This window comes from Collinsella tanakaei, assembly GCF_016902615.1.
GTDB lineage: Bacteria > Actinomycetota > Coriobacteriia > Coriobacteriales > Coriobacteriaceae > Collinsella > Collinsella tanakaei_A.
The window spans coordinates 1-18,361 of sequence record NZ_JACJMB010000041.1; the positions used below are offsets into that span (position 1 = coordinate 1).

At 65.3% G+C, this 18,361-nt stretch carries 17 protein-coding genes and 1 pseudogene; 17 read left to right on the top strand and 1 reads right to left on the bottom strand.

The genetic code is table 11. The annotated features are described in order from the left end of the window. The first annotated feature begins 141 nt into the window (after window positions 1–141). From H6A21_RS09800 to H6A21_RS11330, 17 genes and pseudogenes are all read left to right on the top strand, one after another. Window positions 142–684, top strand: a complete 543-nt coding sequence (locus H6A21_RS09800) for a peptidylprolyl isomerase (RefSeq protein WP_204562560.1) — start codon at window positions 142–144, stop codon at window positions 682–684. Beyond that, on the top strand, window positions 684–2,099 hold the full coding sequence (locus H6A21_RS09805) for a tetratricopeptide repeat protein (protein WP_204562561.1): 1,416 nt from the start codon (window positions 684–686) through the stop codon (window positions 2,097–2,099). The genes H6A21_RS09800 and H6A21_RS09805 overlap by 1 nt, the downstream gene beginning before the upstream one ends. A 145-nt stretch (window positions 2,100–2,244) precedes the next feature. Beyond that, entirely contained in the window at window positions 2,245–3,276 is a 1,032-nt protein-coding gene (locus H6A21_RS09810) for a rod shape-determining protein (RefSeq protein WP_275052026.1), read from the top strand. 89 nt (window positions 3,277–3,365) lie between these two features. Then, window positions 3,366–4,322, top strand: coding sequence for a rod shape-determining protein MreC (mreC, locus tag H6A21_RS09815; RefSeq protein WP_204562562.1), 957 nt, complete (start codon window positions 3,366–3,368; stop codon window positions 4,320–4,322). A gap of 24 nt (window positions 4,323–4,346) precedes the next feature. Further along, window positions 4,347–4,892 carry a rod shape-determining protein MreD gene (mreD, locus tag H6A21_RS09820; RefSeq protein ID WP_204562563.1) on the top strand — a complete coding sequence of 182 codons (546 nt, stop codon included), beginning with the start codon at window positions 4,347–4,349 and terminating at the stop codon, window positions 4,890–4,892. A 15-nt stretch (window positions 4,893–4,907) separates the two neighbouring features. Then, window positions 4,908–6,965: a penicillin-binding protein 2 gene (gene mrdA, locus H6A21_RS09825; protein WP_204562564.1), complete on the top strand. Its 2,058-nt coding sequence runs from the start codon at window positions 4,908–4,910 to the stop codon at window positions 6,963–6,965. Between the two features lie 10 nt (window positions 6,966–6,975). Continuing rightward, window positions 6,976–8,199 carry an FtsW/RodA/SpoVE family cell cycle protein gene (locus H6A21_RS09830; RefSeq protein ID WP_204562565.1) on the top strand — a complete coding sequence of 408 codons (1,224 nt, stop codon included), beginning with the start codon at window positions 6,976–6,978 and terminating at the stop codon, window positions 8,197–8,199. A gap of 59 nt (window positions 8,200–8,258) precedes the next feature. Next, a complete protein-coding gene (locus tag H6A21_RS09835; protein WP_204562566.1) occupies window positions 8,259–9,164 on the top strand; it encodes a hypothetical protein in 906 nt (301 codons plus the stop codon). Continuing rightward, window positions 9,165–11,036, top strand: a complete 1,872-nt coding sequence (locus tag H6A21_RS09840) for a TIGR03960 family B12-binding radical SAM protein (RefSeq protein ID WP_204562567.1) — start codon at window positions 9,165–9,167, stop codon at window positions 11,034–11,036. Next, complete coding sequence (locus H6A21_RS09845; RefSeq protein WP_204562568.1) at window positions 11,033–11,848, top strand: TIGR03936 family radical SAM-associated protein; 816 nt, start codon at window positions 11,033–11,035, stop codon at window positions 11,846–11,848. The genes H6A21_RS09840 and H6A21_RS09845 overlap by 4 nt, the downstream gene beginning before the upstream one ends. Before the next feature lie 98 nt (window positions 11,849–11,946). Next, complete coding sequence (gene rplU, locus H6A21_RS09850) at window positions 11,947–12,303, top strand: 50S ribosomal protein L21 (RefSeq protein WP_204562569.1); 357 nt, start codon at window positions 11,947–11,949, stop codon at window positions 12,301–12,303. A 32-nt stretch (window positions 12,304–12,335) separates the two neighbouring features. Beyond that, window positions 12,336–12,593: a 50S ribosomal protein L27 gene (rpmA, locus tag H6A21_RS09855; RefSeq protein WP_204562570.1), complete on the top strand. Its 258-nt coding sequence runs from the start codon at window positions 12,336–12,338 to the stop codon at window positions 12,591–12,593. 84 nt (window positions 12,594–12,677) lie between these two features. Continuing rightward, window positions 12,678–14,051: a GTPase ObgE gene (gene obgE, locus H6A21_RS09860; RefSeq protein ID WP_204562571.1), complete on the top strand. Its 1,374-nt coding sequence runs from the start codon at window positions 12,678–12,680 to the stop codon at window positions 14,049–14,051. 3 nt (window positions 14,052–14,054) lie between these two features. Next, on the top strand, window positions 14,055–14,747 hold the full coding sequence (gene nadD, locus H6A21_RS09865; RefSeq protein ID WP_204562572.1) for a nicotinate-nucleotide adenylyltransferase: 693 nt from the start codon (window positions 14,055–14,057) through the stop codon (window positions 14,745–14,747). A 14-nt stretch (window positions 14,748–14,761) separates the two neighbouring features. Next, complete coding sequence (gene yqeK, locus H6A21_RS09870; protein ID WP_342636099.1) at window positions 14,762–15,373, top strand: bis(5'-nucleosyl)-tetraphosphatase (symmetrical) YqeK; 612 nt, start codon at window positions 14,762–14,764, stop codon at window positions 15,371–15,373. 29 nt (window positions 15,374–15,402) lie between these two features. Next, the gene (rsfS, locus tag H6A21_RS09875; protein ID WP_204562573.1) at window positions 15,403–15,882 is read left to right on the top strand and encodes a ribosome silencing factor; all 480 of its coding nucleotides are present in this window, start codon (window positions 15,403–15,405) and stop codon (window positions 15,880–15,882) included. Window positions 15,883–16,261: 379 nt separating this feature from the next. Next, window positions 16,262–16,498: pseudogene (locus tag H6A21_RS11330) on the top strand (transposase); the annotation flags it as partial. A 514-nt stretch (window positions 16,499–17,012) separates the two neighbouring features. Here the strand turns inward: H6A21_RS11330 and dinB are convergent. Further along, window positions 17,013–18,287 (bottom strand): DNA polymerase IV, encoded by a 1,275-nt coding sequence (gene dinB, locus H6A21_RS09885; RefSeq protein WP_204562574.1) that lies wholly within the window; start codon window positions 18,285–18,287, stop codon window positions 17,013–17,015. Between the last annotated feature and the right edge of the window lie 74 nt (window positions 18,288–18,361).

The window sequence follows — 18,361 nt, forward strand, 5'->3', positions numbered from 1 at the left end:
CGCCCTCCGCGTGGCACCAAACTACCCCGTCCCCGATGAGGACACACCCCGGCAACTTGTCTATGCCAAACGTGTGAATCCCATACGTTTTGGTAAGATTATCGAGATATGTACACCTCGATACGCCGAAGGGGTCCCGCGATGTTCGGAAAAAGACTATATGAGCCCACCTATCCGGTTGTCGGTGACGAGGTCGCGGTTATCGAGACCTCGCGTGGCACGATTCGCGTCGCGCTTGACGGCGCGGGGGCGCCCATTCACGTCGCGAACTTCTGCGAGCTCGCAACCTCCGGCTTCTACGATGGGTTGAAGTTCCATCGCTATGTGCCCGGGTTCGTCATCCAGGGCGGAGACCCGAACACCCGCAACATGTCCGGCGAGGATGTCGCCGCCGGGCGGCCCGGGCCCGACGGTCGCCCCGGCACGGGTGGCCCCGGGTACTGCATCAAGGCCGAGTTCGCCACCAACCCGCACAACAGCCACGTCGACGGCGCGCTTGCCATGGCGCGCTCGCAGCACCCCGATTCCGCTGGCTCCCAGTTCTATTTCTGCCTGGGCCCGCAGCATGCGCTCGATTCGGGCTACACTGTGTTCGGCACCACCATCGAGGGTCTCGATGTCATCAAGAGCCTCCGCGCCGGTGATGAGATCGTCCATGTCGATATCGTCCATAAGGAGCAGTAGTGAACGCACAGTATTTTGATCGCGCCCGCGCCGCCTACCGCGCTGGCGACTATTCCGCCGCCGCTCAGATGTTCCTCGCCGCCAAGGAGCCCAACGAGCCGTGCGGCGAGGCCGATCACCTTCGCGGCAACTCGCTCATGAAGCTCGGCCTGTATGCGGATGCGGCCCAGGCCTATACCGAGGCCCTTGCCGACACGCGCTACGGCAAGGCCGGCGCGCTGCTCACGAACCGCGGCAAGGCGCTCGCCGCCACCGGCGACCTCGAGGGGGCCGTCGAGTCGTTCACCGCCGCGACGAAGGACACCATCTACGCCACGCCCTATAAGGCCTACCTCGGTCTGGCCAATGCCCTCATGAAGCTCGGCCGCACGGCTGAGGCCGGCGTCGCCTTCCGCTCTGCCGCTATCGACGGCGCGAACCCCGCGCCCTCCTCTGCACTCGCGAGCCTGGGCGACTGCTTCATCAAGCTCGGCCGTCCCGACGATGCCGTCGAATCCTACCTCACCGCCCTTGACTACGTGAGCGCCCATGACGACCCGCGCACGATCCAGGCGGGTCTCGGGTGCGCCTATGCGGCAGCCGGGCGCATGTCCGATGCGGTCGATGCGTTCGGCCGCGCCACCGCCGATGGTATTTACCAGCTCACCCCCGACCAGCAGCAGGAGTTCGAGCGCGCTCGCGATACGGTCAACGCCCAAGCTTCCATCACGCCCGCGGCACCGCAGCAGCCGTCTCCGGCTACGTCCCAGAGCATGCCCGCCGCGGCGGTCGACCCGCTCGATCCCATGGGCACCACAGGCAACTTCATGCCCGACCCCTCAGACACCGGCTTCTTCACCATCACCGAGTCCGAGATGATCCAGCAGGACCGTCGCGCTGCGAAGGTCCGCCGCAAGCATCGCCACACGGGCCTCAAGGTCTTCATCGTCATCTTGATCCTGCTCGTCCTAGCAGTCGGTGGTGCGGCGTTCGCCTACACCCGCGGCTTCGGCTTCCCGTCGCAGCAGGACGCCATCTCCGGTCTGTTCACCGCGGTGGCCGACGGCTCCGATGACTACGATCAGTACCTATCCCCGAACCTCTCCGACGAGGCGAAGTCCATGATCGTGAGCAACATCTCCGGTCTGGGCGAGGCGACCCCGACTGTCACCGGTCTCGATGCCGGCATGACCGAAAGCGACGCGACGGTGGATGTCGCCTTCGCGCAGGGCGGTACGGTCACCTACGATGTGCACTTCGTCCGCAGCTCGAACCACATCGGCTGGGCGGTCGAGACCATGACGATGGATTTCGGTGATCTCGGCGAGGGCTCGACCGATGGTACCGACCAGGGTGCGACCGATGAGGGTGCGGCCGGGGATGCTGCGGATGCCGGCACCACCGACGATACCGGCGCCCAGGAGGCAACCGTCTAGCGCCTCAGCTCTCGAGTAGTGTATTCTTTGCCGTCCGCGCGCCTACCGGTGCGCGGCGCGGTGGAGATGCACTACACTCCTAGATGCGCATGCAACGTGCATACCGGCACACCACAAGACCCGAGGAGCGGTTTTGTTTTCTTTGATGGACATGTTTTTCGGTTCGTACGGGGGCGATCTTGCCATCGACCTCGGCACGGCCAACACCTTGGTATCGGTGCGCGGCAAGGGTATCGTCATCCGCGAGCCCTCCGTCGTGGCCATCGATAAGAACGATGAACGCATCCTCGCGGTGGGTATCGACGCCAAGCGCATGCTCGGCCGCACGCCGGGCAACATCGTCGCGGTGCGTCCCCTGAAGGACGGCGTCATCGCCGACTTCGACGTCACCGAGGCGATGCTGCGCTACTTCATCGACAAGGCGAGCGAGAAGCGCTATCCCTGGACCCCGCGTCCCCGCGTCGTCGTGTGCGTCCCCTCCGGCGTCACGAGCGTCGAGAAGCGCGCCGTCTTCGAAGCGACCATCTCCGCCGGTGCCCGCCAGGCGTATCTGATTGAGGAGCCCATGGCGGCAGCGATCGGCGCCGACCTGCCCGTCGAGGAGCCGACCGGCTCCATGGTCGTCGACATCGGTGGCGGCACGACCGAGGTCGCGGTCATCGCCATGGGCGGCATCGTCGTGTCGCAGTCCATCCGCATCGCCGGCGACGAGTTCGATCAGGCCATCCTGTCGCATGTCCGCGACGCGTACAACCTCGCTATCGGCGAGCGCACCGCCGAGGACATCAAGATCAAAGTCGGCTCCGCGGTCCCGCTGAAAGACGAGCTCGACGTCGAGGTCAACGGCCGCGACGTCATCTCCGGTCTGCCGAAGACCGTGCGCATCGAGAGCGAGGAGATCCGGCGTGCACTCAACAAGCCGCTCGACGAGATGACAAAGGCCGTCAAGGAGGCACTCGACGCCACGCCGCCCGATCTCGCCTCGGACCTCATGTACTACGGAATCCTGCTCACCGGCGGCGGCGCGCTGCTGCGCGGTCTCGATGTGCGCTTGCGTGACGAGACCGGCGTCGCGGTGAACGTGAGCCCGACCGCCCTCGATAACGTCGTCAACGGCTGCGCCCGCGTGCTCGAGGCCAACGCGTTCGACGGCGGATTCGTCCAGAGCAACGCTTAATTCGGGAGGATTGTTACAGGTTGCCTCGTACCCAGAAGTACCCTTCCTCGCATCTGAATACGAAACAGCAATCAACGGGATTACGCCCGTTGATTGTTTTATGTGTGCTGTCGGTGCTCCTTCTGACGTTCTATATACGTGAGGGGGATACCGGCCCCATCCATGCCGTGCGCTCCGGTGTCGTCACCGTCACCAGCCCGCTCAAGATGGCCGGGTCCGTGATCGCTTCGCCTTTCAACGCGCTCGGCAACATCTTCTCGAACCTCACGGCTTCCCAGGAGACCCTGTCCGATCTGCGCGACCAGAACGCTGAGCTCACCGCGAAGGTCGCCGAGCTTTCCGAGGCCCAGGAGACCGCGACGCGCCTTGAGGCGCTTGTCGGCCTGCAGTCGACCTATAATCTCCAGTCCACGGCGGCGCGCATCATCGGTGGCTCCTCCGATGCCTGGACGCAGACGGTCACCATCGACAAGGGGTCGGCGGACGGCTTCACGGTCGGCATGCCGGTTTGCAACGCCTATGGGGTCATCGGGCAGATCACCGAATGCGCCCTGAACGTCTCGACTGTCTTGCTGATCAACGACGAGACCTCCGGTGTCGCGGCCATGATCCAAAGCTCGCGCGCGCAGGGTATGCTCCGCGGCCAGCCCGACGGCAGTCTGCGTCTCGAGTACGTCCCGGCTGAAGCTGAAGTCAAGGTCGGCGACATCGTTATCACCTCCGGTATCGGCGGCGTGTTTCCGAAGGGGCTGCCCCTCGGCACCGTCACATCGGTCGAGAAGAGCGACAACGACGTCTACTACACGATCTCGGTTCGCACCCAGTCCTCTACTGAGAACAACGAGGAGGTACTCGTTATCACCTCGCTCAACGCCGATCAGGTGGCGACCGACGAGGATGTCGCCCAAGCCAACGACGCGGCGACCGCTGCTGCATCAGATGGTGATTCTGGGGAGTCGGATAACGCCGCGGGAGATTCTGACGGAAGCGGGCAGGATAGCACAGCGGATGAGAACGATTCCGGCACTGACGATTCCGAAGCCTAAGCGTTTTTAGAAAGGGGAGAGGCCATGCCGCTGCGGGAGCCCGCACGCACCGTCAAGAGCGTCTGGATCATAGCTATCGTCGCCGCTGTGCTGCAGGTGGCGCTAAGCCCCCAGATTTCTATCGCCGGCGGCACGGTGAACTTCATGATGGTGCTCGCTTTCACGCTTGCCCTGTCGAGCGAGGCTGGCTCCGCGGCCATCATCGGGTTCGCCTGCGGCCTGTTCTACGACATGACGTCGGCGGCCCCCGTCGGCCTCATGGCGCTCATACTTTGTTTCGCATCGTTCGTGATCGCGAGCTCCGCCCGCGGGGCCTTAGGCGGTCTTACGCGCGACTCCGTTCGCCTGGTGGTCATCGCCATGTTCGCTGCGAATCTGTTCTACGGCTTCTGCCTGTTCCTTCTGGGTGTGCAGACGAATCTTTTATGGGCCCTGCTCGGTCACGGCCTCTCGTCTACGGTGCTGAACTCCCTCGTCTCGCTGGCGTTTCTCGCCATCCTGGGAGGCGCCTCCACCCAGCGCGGCTTCACCGCGCGCACGAAATCGTCCCGCTACAAGATTCCGCGTTAGGAGGTATGGGCCGCAATGGATGCTCGCATCGTCGTTATCATTGCCGGCGTCATCCTCATCATCGCGATCATCGGGTCGCTGCTGTTTCTGAGGAGCGCCGGCGGTAAATTCACCTACGACACGCAAAACGGAACACGCCCTCGCGCCACTGAGGGCGAGGGAAGTACCCCCGGCGTCGCCTTCAAAGGGCGCTTCACCATGCTCGCAGCCGGCGCCGGCGTCATCTTCTCCGCCATCATCGCCAAGCTTTGGAGCATGCAGATGGTCTCCTCCGATTACTACGAGGAGCTGTCCGTCCAGAACCAGACGCGCACCGTCACCACGCCCGCCCCGCGAGGCCGCATCCTCGATCGCAACGGCGAGCCGCTTGTGGCGAACCGCGCGAGCCTGACGGTGGCGGGCTATCGCGACCTTGCCGACGACACCGTGCTCGTGCGCCATCTGGCGAACGTGCTCGGCATGCCGTATGTCGCCGTGCGCCGCAACATCCAGGACTACAACCAGGGCGCCCAGAGCCTGCATACGATCGCCTCGGACGTCCGGCGCTCCACCGTCGCCTATATCCAGGAGCACGTGGGCGTGTTCCCCGGCGTCGAGGTGGTCGAGCGCACCGAGCGCGTCTACCCGCACGGGGAGCTCGCGGCGCATGTGCTCGGGTATACGGGCACCATCACGCAAGAGCAGCTCGAGGCCCAAGATCAGCAGCAGGAGTCCGGCGACACCTCTGCCGGCACCATCACCTACCAGTCCGGAGACATCGTGGGTCAGGCCGGCGTGGAGATCCAGTACGAGAGTCTGCTGCAGGGCATTCGAGGTGAGCAGACTGTCCAGGTTGACGCCTCGGGTAACGTCACCGGTCAGACCGGCGCGGTGCCGCCCGAGCCTGGCAGCGATATCAAGCTCACGCTCGACATCACCATCCAGCAGGCCTGCGAGGATGGCCTCGCCCGCGCCATGGAGATCGCGAAGAACATGGGCAACGAGAACGCAACGCGCGGTGCCTGCGTCTGCCTCGACTGCACGAACGGCGAGATCCTCGGCATGGCGAGCGCCCCGAAGTTCGATCCGTCCGTCTTCATCGGCGGCGTGTCCACCGACGTCTGGAACGTGCTCAACAGCGACGACGGCGGCCACCCCATGGTGAATCGCGCTATCGCCGGCGAGTACATGAGCGCCTCGACCATCAAGCCGCTCTCCGCGCTCGCCGCGCTCGAGTTTGGCATCATGGACGAGAAAACCGTAACGAACTGCACCGGCTGGTGGACGGGCATGGGCGAGGCCAACGGGCGCTACTGCTGGGACCACTCCGGCCACGGCCCCATGACGCTGCGCAATGGCATCGTCATGTCGTGCGACCCGGTGTTCTACGAGATCGGCAAGGGCTTCTACTACGATGAGCAGCATCCCGAGGGTCTCCAGGAGGTCTTTCGGCGCTGGGGGCTGGGCGAGGCGACCGGCGTGGACCTGCCCGCGGAGAGCTCCGGGCGCGTGCCCGATGCCCAGTGGAAGTACGACTACTTCTCCAACTGGGAGAACGCCGACCGCGAGTGGAACGCCGGCGACATGTGCAACATCGTCATCGGCCAGGGAGACATCCTCGTGACCCCGCTGCAGATGGCCTGCGTCTACGCCGGCATCGCCAACGGCGGCAAGGAGTTCGTGCCCCACGTGTTCCTCTCTGCGGTGAGCCGCGACGGCGAGGGCGATGCGGTGAGCTATGAGCCGCGCGAGCGCCTGACCGGCGAATATCGGCAACAATCCGATATGGATCTCGTTCAAGATGCGCTCCAGGGCGTTATCTACGAGGAATCCGCCTCCCAGGCATCTCACTTCACGAACCTCGACGTGCTCGTCGCGGGCAAGTCGGGAACCGGTCAGAAGTCAGGCGAGGACGATTACTCCTGGTTCGTCACGTATGCGCCGGCCGACGACCCCAGGTACGTCGTCGCCGCGCTGGTGGAACAGGGCGGCTTCGGTGGAACCACAGCCATTCACGCTGTGCGCCATGTCCTCGGCGTCATCTACAACCAACCCGACACCGCCGCCGTCGATGCGGGCGACGGCTCTCGATAAAGGAAGCGATATGGCTCAATTGGCAAACGCGCGCCCCCGGCCCCAGAGCGCCCCGGCAAGCGACTCGCTGAAGCGCGTGAACAAGCGCTTGGTCGTCTCGCGCGGATCGTTCAGCAAGATGGTCAACGTTCCCGTGCTGCTCGCCGCGGCGGGCCTCGTCGCCTACGGCGCGCTTGTCATCTGGACGGCATCACTCTCCATCGCCGATGCATCCTTCTCGCGCCACCTGCTTGGCATCGGCATCGGCGCCATGCTCGCCGTCATCTGCTGGAGCTACGACTTCCGTGGGTTCGCAAACCTCTCGACGGCCCTGCTCATCTTAGACATCATCGTGATCTTCACACCCTATATCCCTGGGCTGTCGTATAACGCGAAGGGCATGACCGGATGGATTCAGATTCCGTTCATCCACCTGACCTTCCAGCCGGTCGAGCTCGCGAAGATCCTGACGGTGTTTCTTGTGGCCGCCCTCGGCGCCCAGTACAACGGCAAGATCGACAACGTGCGCGAGTACGTGAAGCTCTGCGCCATGCTCGCCATCCCCTTCATGGCCGTCATCGTCGCGGGCGACCTCGGCAGCGGCCTCGTGGTGTTCTTCTCCGGCGCCATCATCATCATGATGAGCGGTCCGAAGAAGGAGTGGGTGCTCTCGACCATCGCCATCATCATCGGCCTCGTCGCACTCCTGCTTGCCGCCGATTCGGTTGTCGACAGCCTGCTGGGACGCGATGTGCTGATCAAGCAGTACCAGATGAACCGCCTGCTCGTGTTCATCGACCCCACGGCAGACACCTCGGGTGCGGGCTACAACCTCATGCAGTCCCTCATCGCCGTGGGCTCCGGAGGGTTTTTCGGCAAGGGTATCGGAGCCGCCTCGCAGGCTGGCGAGGGCTTTCTGCCCGAGGCGCATACCGACTTCGTCTTCGCTCTGCTGTGCGAGGAGTTCGGGTTCGTGGGCGCCCTGGTGCTTCTCGCCCTGTTCGCCCTGCTGATCTTCTCCACCATCCGCGTGGCGTTTCGCAGCGATTCGCTGTTCTTGAAGCTCGTGGGCGTCGGCATCGTCGGCATCTGGCTGTTCCAGATCCTCGAGAACATCGGCATGTGCATCGGCCTCATGCCCATCACCGGCATCCCGCTGCCGTTCATCAGCTTCGGGTCCAGCTCAATGATCATGCAGATGGCCAACGTCGGCATCGTCCAGTCCATCTGGCGCCACCGGGCGAAGGCCGCCTGATCCGTCGAAGCTGCGTCCGCAGCACCGCGTTCCTGAATCGCTACCGTTGAGGAGGTACCGTGCGCATTCCCATCAATAAGCTCGCCGACGCCCTCAAGATGGGCGTCACCGCCATCAAGGACACCGACGAGCCCGTCCGCGTCAGCGTCTTCGTCGACTCGTCAGCCACCCCGTTTCTCATCGAGACGATCCGCGATGCGTTCGTCCCGCAGACGACGGCAGCCCTCGTGAGGGTCCAGCCGCTCTCAGGCGAGCTGTCCGTCAAGACGGACACCGACATCTCGATCGTCATCACCTGCGGCTCCGATGACCTGCAGGCCGCCGTGCAGCAGATCGTCGTCGCGGGCGCCCCGTGCGCCGTGGTGTGCGAGTCGAGCGTCGAGGCGCCCTTCATCGTCCATGACACGCCCATGCTCGGGCTCATCGCGTCCACGAACAAGACGCATCTGCTCGAAACGCTCGCGCGCTGGATTCTCGACCGGACGGATAAGGACACCGCGTTCGCGGCGAACTTCCCGTTCATGCGTATTGCGGCGGCCATGCGCTCCATCACCTCCTGTGCGCTCACGAACATGGCGACCGGTGCCCTCGCGTTCATCCCGGGCTCCGATTTCCCCGTCATGGCGCTCGCCCAGCTCGGTATGATGTTCGACCTCGCCGGCATGTTCGGCAAGCCCATCGCGCCCGAGCGCGGCTACGAGGCGGCGGGCATCCTCGCGGGCGGTCTTGCGTGCCGCGCCTTCGCCCGCGCCGCCGCACGGCAGGTACCGCGCATGGGCTTCGTCGTGAAGGCGCTTGTGGGGGCTGCCGGTACCGTCGCCATGGGCCGCGCGCTCATGGCACTCTATGAGCATGATATCGACTATACGCCGGCAAACGATGCCGTGAAGCGCGCCGCCGCCGGTATGAAGGGCGTCGTCGGCGGCGTCATCAAGACCGTTCGCCCCGAGGGAGAGGCTGCCTAGATGAGGATGCCCTACGAGAGCCGGTTCGCCGAGATCGAGCCTTTGCTCGCGCGCGTGGAGAAGCCGAGCCGCTACATAGACCACGAGTGGGGGACCCTCACGAATGCCGAGGCCGATTACCGGGTGTGCCTGATCTATCCGGATGTCTACGAGGTCGGCCTGCCGAACCAGGGCATCGCCATCCTCTACTCCGTACTGAACAAGCAGGAGGGCATCTCCTGCGAGCGCGGTTACGTGCCCTGGGTCGACATGGCTGACCTCATGCGCGAGGCCGGCGTGCCGCTGCTGTCGCTCGAGGGGGCGGCCCCTGTCGCCTCCTTCGATGCGGTCGGCCTGCACATCCCCCACGAGATGGCCGTCACGAACCTGCTCGAGACGCTCGATCTCGCCGGCATCCCGCTTCTGTCCGCCGACCGCGGCGAAGACGACCCGATCGTGCTCGCCGGCGGCCCGTCCGTCTACAACCCGGAGCCCTACGCTCCCTTCATCGACGCTATCCTCATCGGCGAGGGCGAGGAGCATCTGCCCGAGGTCTGCCAGGCGCACCGCCGCCTGCGCGACGCCGGGGCTCCGCGCGCGGAGATCCTGCGCGCGCTCGCCGACATCCCGGGAACCTACGTGCCGTCCCTCTACGACATCGTCGTGGGCGAGGGTGCGGGCGCCCATGGGCATGCCGTGCCGCGCGACGGTGCGCCCGCGGTCGTCCACAAGCGCGTCGTCGCCGATTTCGGTGCCACCGACCCCGTGCCCCAGTCCATCGTGCCCTATGCCCAGCTCGTCCACGATCGCCTGTCCATCGAGGTGCTACGCGGGTGCGCGCGCGGGTGCCGCTTCTGCCAGGCGGGCATGACGTACCGTCCGGTCCGCGAGCGCACCAGCGACCAGATCGTCTCCGCCGTCGTTGCCGGCCTCGAGCGGACGGGCTATGACGAGGTGTCGCTCACCTCGCTGTCGACCACCGACCATTCCTGCTGCACCGCGGTGCTCGACCGTCTGAACCGCCGCCTGGAGGACACCGGCATCCGCGTGTCGATTCCCAGCCAGCGCCTCGATTCGTTCGGCATCGACATGGCCGCGCGCGTGGCGGGGGAGAAGAAGGGCGGCCTCACGTTCGCGCCGGAGGCCGGCAGCCAGCGCCTGCGCGACATCATCAACAAGAACGTGACCGAGGACGATCTCGAGCGCGCCACGCGCGCGGCCTTCGAGGCCGGCTGGCGCCGCTGCAAGCTCTATTTCATGATGGGCCTGCCCGGTGAGACCGACGAGGACATCGTCGCGATCGCCGAGCTTGCCGACCGCACCTACGAGCTGGCGCGCGAGGTCGTGCCGAAGGGTCAGCGCGGCGGCATCTCGGTGTCCGTCTCCTGCTCGGTGTTCATCCCCAAGGCCTCCACGCCGTTCCAATGGTGCGGCCAGACCCCCGACGAGGAGGTCAAGCGCCGCCAGCAGCTGCTCATCCACAGCGTGCGCAACCGGGCGGTGCGCGTCCACTACCACGATGCGGACACCTCGCTGCTCGAGGCGGTCCTGTCGCGCGGCGGGCGCGACATCGCGCCCGTGATCCTCGGTGCATGGCGTCGCGGGGCGCGCTTCGACGCCTGGACGGAGCAGTTCGACCTTGCGCGCTGGGAGGAGGCGGCCGCCGAGGCGGGCATCGACCTGCGCGCCGTCGCGGGGACGCCCTATGGCCTCGATGAGCCCCTGCCGTGGAACCATATCAGCTCCGGTGTCTCGAAGGGCTACCTTGCCCGCGAGTACCGCCGCGCGCTCGACGGCATCACCACACCCGACTGCTCGCGCACGAGCTGCACGGGGTGCGGCGTATGCCCGACCTTGCACGTCGACAACATATTGGCAGGTGATCGCAAATGAGCGAGGCGACCCAGGCGCGCTTCCGTGCGCGCATCCGCTACATCAAGCACGGCAGGCTGGCATATCTCGGCCACCTCGAGCTCGCGCACACCATCGAGCGCATCGTCCGACGCGCACAGCTTCCCTACGCCGTGACCCAGGGCTTCTCCCCGCATATGCGCGTGGGCTTCACCTCGGCGCTGCCCGTCGGCACCTCCTCCGATGCCGAGTACTTCGACGTATTCCTCACCGATTACGTCGCCGCCCCCGAGGCGCTCGCGCGCCTTGTCGCAGCGGCGCCGGAGGACCTCGCCCCACAGGAGCTGCGCTATATCGACCTGCGCACGCCGGCGCTCACCGCCGAGATCACGCGCACCGTCTACCGGGTGGATCTCTCGTGCGCGCGCTTACGCATCACGGCCGCACAGCTTGAGGGGGCCCTGCGCGTCATCGCCTCGGAGGGGAGCATCCCCTATGTCCGCAGCGGCAAGGCAAAGACGCTCGATCTGGTCTCGACGCTCGTCGGATTCGAGGTGTCCCGTCACACCGAGGCGGGACCATGCACCATCGTGCTCGACACGCGCATCAGCAACGATGGCGCCCTGCGCCCCGAGATTCTCATCGCGGCCCTCGACCGCGCGCTCACGCCGGACGTGGAATTTGAAGGTCCTATCGTTTCGACGGGAATCCAGGAACTCCATGCGTTTTCGCGCTATTCTGTAACGAGGACTGCCCAGTACGTAGAGGATGCTGACGGATCCCTCTTGAGTCCCCTGCGCGCTGGCGAGACAACCTCTGCTCCCATCTCGGTCTCGTCTGTGCCGTCCTTGTGAATTAGCAGGGTGAAATGCGTTTCGCCTTGTTGACGCACGTATAACCACCTGTTAGGATATTCGGCTGTTGCACTAACTGATGCATGAAGGGCAAAACAATGTACGCAATCGTTTCTACCGGCGGCAAGCAGTATAAGGTCGCCACCGATGATGTCCTGAACGTCGAGAAGATCGAGGGCGAGATCGGCACCAAGGTCGAGCTCCCCGTCATCTTCCTGAACGACGGCAAGAAGATCATCACGGATCCTGCCAAGCTTGCGAAGGCTAAGGTCACTGCTGAGATCGTCGACCAGTTCAAGGGTGAGAAGCAGCTTGTCTTCAAGTTCCACAAGCGCAAGCGCTATCGTCGCCTCAAGGGTCATCGCCAGCAGCTGACTCGTCTGAAGATCACGAAGGTCCAGGCCACCTCGCGTGCCAAGAAGGCTGTCGAGGCCGAGGCTCCCGCGGCTGAGTAACCGCTTGAACTGAAGAAAGAAGGTAACCAGACATGGCACACAAAAAAGGTCTCGGTTCGTCCCGTAACGGCCGCGATTCCCACGCTCAGCGACTCGGCTGCAAGCGTTTCGGCGGTCAGACCGTGAAGTGCGGCACCATCCTCGTCCGTCAGCGCGGCACCCACATCCACCCGGGCGAGAACGTCGGTCGCGGCAAGGATGACACCCTGTTCGCGCTCGTCGACGGCACGGTGGAGTACACGCGCGGCGTGAAGCATCGCGTGAATGTCCGTCCGGCCGTGAACGCGTAAGCGACGCCCTTCGCAACATTTCGCATCGTACGGAGACCCTTGGACGAACATCCAAGGGTCTTCTGCTTTATGAAAGGGACCACGATGTCACAGTTCACCGATATCTGCCGTATCAACGTCAAGGGCGGCGACGGCGGTGCCGGCTGCATGTCGTTCCGCCGGGAGGCCTACGTTCCGAAGGGCGGCCCGGACGGCGGCGACGGCGGTCGGGGAGGCAACGTTGTCATCCAGGCCTCGGCGCAGCTCTCCTCGCTCATCGACTACCGCTTCAAGCATCACTTTCGTGCCGAGCGCGGCACGCATGGCCAGGGTTCGCGTCGAGACGGCAAGAACGGTGAGGACCTCGTGCTGAAGGTTCCCATGGGCACGGTCGTGCGCGAACTCGATCCCGAGACGCAGGAGCCGCTCTTTGAGATCGCCGACCTCACGCGCGACGGTGAACGGGCCATCGTGGCGCCCGGCGGCACCGGCGGTCGCGGCAACACGCACTTCGTGACGCCGACGCGCCGCGCCCCGACGTTCGCCGAGAAGGGCGAGCCGGCCGAGGAGCACTGGATCGAGCTCGAGATGAAGCTCATGGCCGACGCCGCCCTCGTGGGCATGCCGAGCGTCGGCAAATCGTCGCTCATCGCGCGCATGAGCGCCGCGCGCCCCAAGATCGCAGACTACCCGTTCACCACGCTCGTCCCGAACCTCGGCGTCGTGCGCGCCGGCGATTACTCCTATGTCGTCGCCGACGTGCCCGGCCTGATCGAGGGCGCGAGCGAGGGCCGCGGTCTCGGCCACCAGTTCCTGCGCCATATCGAGCGCACGGCCCTCATCATGCACGTCGTCGACATGACTGGCGGCTTCGAGGGGCGCGACCCGCTCGAGGACTACCGCATCATCAACGAGGAGCTTCGCGCCTATGCGGCGGAGCTCGCCGAGCGCCCGCAGATCGTTGTGGCGAACAAGTGCGACGTGAGCGGCGCCACCGAGAAGGTCGAGGCGCTGAAGCGCGCGGCGATCGAGGACGGCCACGAGTTCTTCGCCGTTTCCGCGCTCACCGGAGCCGGCCTGCAGACGCTCATGCTCGCCGTGGGCGAACGCGTTGCCGAGCTCCGCCGCGAGCTGGCGAACACCCCCGACGACTCCGCCCCCGTCGAGCAGCTCGATGAGCAGTGGGAGCGCCGTCGTCGCGAGCGCGACCGCGCCTTCAAGATCGTGCGCGAGGCGGCCGACGTCTGGCGCGTGGTGGGCCGCGGCATCGAGCGCATGTGCGTGCAGACGGACTGGGAGAACGAGGACGCCGTCATCTACCTGCAGCACCGCCTGCAGCGCATCGGTGTGGACGATGCGCTCGAGGCCGCCGGCTGCAAACGCGGCGACGAGGTCCGCATCACGGGCTACTCGTTCGCCTACGAGGGCGCCGACGATGACCCGTTCGTGGGTCTCGACGACGAACCCTTCGAGGAGTAGCACATGAAGCCCGCATGCCCGCGCCTGCCCGAGCTCGGCGCCGAGGCCACCCATGAGTATCGGCTCGGCATCATGGGCGGTACGTTCGATCCCATCCACTACGGACACCTCGTCACCGCCGAACAGGCGCGCGAGGCCCTCGCACTCGACCTGGTGCTGTTCATGCCCGCCGGGCGCCCCGCCTTCAAGCAGGACGCCGACGTCACCGATGCGGAGGACCGCTACGCGATGACCGTGCTCGCGACGGCCGCGAACCCCGCATTCGACGCGAGCCGGTTCGAGATCGACCGTGAGGGCGTCACCTACACGATCGATACCCTGCGGGCGCTGCGCGCGCGGTATCCCGATAACGTGAAGCTCTTCTTCATCACCGGCGCTGACGCCATTTTGGACCTCGTCACCTGGCACAACGCCGAGCAGATGGCCGAGCTCGCCACGTTCATCGCGGCGACCCGTCCCGGGTACGACATCGAGCAGGCGCGCTCGCGCGTGGTCGCATCGGGCGTGCCCTTCGACGTGCGCTACATCGAGATCCCCGCGCTCGCCATCAGCTCAACGAACATCCGCCAGCGGGTGCGCGAGCAGAAAAGCGTGCGCTACCTCACGAGCGAATCGGTTATAGGCTATATCCGCAAGAACGGCCTGTACAATGTTCATAAGGTGGAACGCGTCGAGGGGACGCAGGTCGGCGAGTAAAGGAGGCCGAGTCCGTGGAAGACTCGTATACGATTGACGACAAGAAGGCGTATCTTGCCCGCATGCGGGAGATGCTCGACGTCCGGATGGGGGACCACAAGAAGCGCCGCAACCATTCGCTCGGCGTCGCGCGCACGGCCAAGAAGCTCGCGAAGACCTACGGGGTCGACCCGTTTCTTGCCGAGGCTGCCGGACTCGTGCATGACTGGGACAAGGTCCTCGACAAGTCAGAGCTGCTCGCCCGCGCCGCCCAGTACGGCATCCAGATCGCCGGGTCCCCGACCAACGCCGTGGCGCTCCTGCACGGTCCGGTCGCTGCGGTGGAGCTGCCCGAGCTGTTTGGTGAGCTTCCCGCAAGCGTGTTCCAGGCCGTGGCGCGCCATACCTCGGGCGCCGAGGATATGAGCGAGCTCGACATGGTCGTGTTCGTTGCCGACGCGATCGAGCCCATGCGCAAGGGCGCATACGCTGACGAGCTGCGCGCCCAGGTGGGCAACGTCGATCTTGAGCACCTGTTCTTCAACTGCTTCGCGCAGGGCCTGATCTATGTCATGCAGACGAAGCGATACCTGTACCCGACCGCCATCTCCATCTACAACCGCTACGTGCTCGAGCTCGAGCATTAGCTGCTCGATACCCTGCTAGAAAGGACATCATGACTGACGAGATTCTGAACACCGCCGGCAGCGCCGACGAGGCGACCTTGGCCGCAGATACCGACGAGCTCACCGGCGACGAGGCCCTCGAGGGCTTCGGTATCTCTGCCGACCGCACCGCCGCGAGCGCCTCTTCGCGCGGCGTTGAGGCCGTCGAGGTCGCCCGCGTCGCCGCCGCCGCAGCCGACGAGAAGAAGGCTGAGGACATCGTCGTGCTCGACCTCACCGAGCTCTCCGACGTGTGCGACTACTTCGTCATCGCCACCGGCTCCAACCGCCGTCTGGCCGACTCCGTGATCGACGAGGTGGAGGAGCGCGTCGCGAAGGTCTGCGGCGAGCACCCGTTCTCCATCGAGGGCCGTGAGGAGGGCTCCTGGATCCTTATGGATTACGGCTCGGTCATCGTCCACGTGTTCACGCCCGAGGCGCGCGACTACTACCGCCTGGAGAAGCTCTGGGGCGACGCCCCCACACTCTAGTGTCCTCATTGGGGACGGGGTGGTTTGGTGCCACTCTGTCCTCATCCGGGACATGCTTGTGCACGTTTTTGCGTAAGGCATCCTTCGGGGCGCCCGCCTGTGCTTATGCAGGCGGGCGCCCTTTCGGTTTCCTCTATGAAAGTCCCCCAGCCAACTGCCCTGTTTGATGCTCCTGCCGGAGCCCTCACGGTTCGTCGTCGAAGCGGCGTTGGACATCGGTACGTGCGAACCGGTTGCTGGTAAGCCCGTGCACATACGGTTCCCCTCGTGGCAAAACGGCCGCCATGCACATATGAAACGGGGGAGGGCCATGCCCAGAGCGGGAAGGAAGATTGCCGATAGCGGGTACTACCATGTCATCCTGAAGGGCGATGGCGGGATGGATCTCTTCGACGCCGATGCCGACCGGCAGAAGTTTCTCGAGACGCTCGACGGCATACTCGAGGCCTCACGGCTGCGCCTCATCGCGTGGTGCCTCATGAGCAACCATGTGCATATGCTGCTGGAAGACACCGAGCAAGAGCTCAGCGCCTGTATGCACCGCCTGACAACAGCCTATGCGATGTATTTCAACAAGCGCGCGCAGCGTCCCGGGTCGGTGTTCCAGGAGCGGTTCTTCAGCGTGCCGATCAAGACGGATCGCCAGCTCATTGCGTGCGTCCTCTATATCCACGACAACCCCTTGAAGGGGATGGGCGTCCATCCCTCGTGCTATCGTTGGTGCAGCTATGCGGAATGCGCCGACGGAAGCGCGATTCGCTGCTCAACGGACACGGTCCTCGGCATGCTCGGCGGTCGCCAGGGGTTTCTGAAGGCTTCAGAGGACCTGCAGCGCAGGACGTACTTCGTCGTCAGCGGGGCGCACATCGCCGATGACGACATCGCGAGCGCCGCGCGCATGGCGCTCGAGGGCAAAAGCCCCGCCGTCGTGGCGACCTTGCCCGTGAAGCTGCGGCGCGATGCCGTGTGCGCGCTGAGAGGTATCGGCCTTACGGCCGGGCAGGTCGCGCGGCTGACCGGCATAGGTGCGCGGGTGATCGTGCGGGACAGCGCAAAGGGGCTAAAAAGATCGGGTCAGCAGCGGGGCCGACCGAAGGTGGCACCAAACTATCCCGTCCCCCATGAGGACATCAGGCCTTGTCGCGGCGCACCACGTCCGAATCGAAGCGGGAGGCGCGCCCGAAGTTCACGACGCCGCGGCCGAAGCGCTCGCGGACCCGCTCGACGGCAACCGACAGTTCCCGACGCTCGCTCGTCTGGACGCCGCGGTCGTCGACCTCGCAGAACAGATCGGTCTGCACGCCGCCCGTCATATCGAAATCGCTGATGCCGAGGCCGGCGAGCCTGATATGCATGCCGGGCGCCCATACGCTGCCGAGCAGCTCGATCGCGACCGGCACGAAGATGTTCTCGTCATCGGTCGGGTGGGGGAGCTTGCGCTGGATGGTCCTCCCCTTGCCGTAGGTGAATTTGAGCTTGAGGGTGACCGTCCTGCCTGCCAGTCCACGCCGGCGCAGGCGACGGCCGACGGATTCGCCGAGCAGGGCGATGGCGGCCTCGACGTCGGCGCGGTCGGTCAAATCAGTGCCGAACGTCCGCTCGTTGCTTACCGATTTCACCTCGTCGACGGCGTCGATCGGAGTGACCTCGCTCACCTCCGCGCCCGCCGCCCTCTGCCGCATCATGTCCGCGTTCACGCCGAATACCGGCCGGAGCAACTCGAGGTCGGCGGCGGCGAGTTGGCCCAGCGTGTGGATGCCGCGCGCGACGAGGGCGGCCTCGGCGGCCTTCCCGATACCGCTCATCGCGCGCACGGGCAGCGGGGCGAGAAATCCCGCCTCGGTTCCGGGCACGATGACGGTGAGGCCGCGCGGTTTGTCGCGCTCGCTCGCGATCTTGGCGACGGTCTTGTTTCGCCCCAAGCCGATCGAGCACGTCACGCCGAGCTCTGAGACGCGGTGCGCGATGCGCTGGCATATCGCAACGGGGCTTTCTGAGGAGTAGCGGCCCGGGCTGATGTCGAAGAACGCCTCGTCGATCGATACGCGGTCCACATAGGGCGTCTCGTCGGCGAGAATGGCCATGACCTGCGCGCTCATCTCGCGGTAGCGATCGAAATGGCCGTGCGTCCAGATGGCCTGCGGGCACAGCCGCTTCGCCTGGGCGGACGGCATGGCGGAATGCACCCCGAAGCGACGTGCCTCGTAGGAGGCCGTGGAGACGACGCCGCGCTCATCGGGGTCACCGCCCACGATGACGGGTTTGCCGCGCCATTCGGGATGGTCGAGCTGCTCCACGCTCGCGAAAAACGCGTCGAGGTCGAGCAGCCCGATCGCAGGTTCCGTCCACGCGCCGAACAGCGAGGACGCGAACGTATCGGAATCGTATGTATGTTCGCCCTTCATGGAGCCTAGTATACCTTTTGTCTCCATCGGGGGCGGGGTGGTTTGGTGCCACCGGGGCGCGACATCGCCCCGGT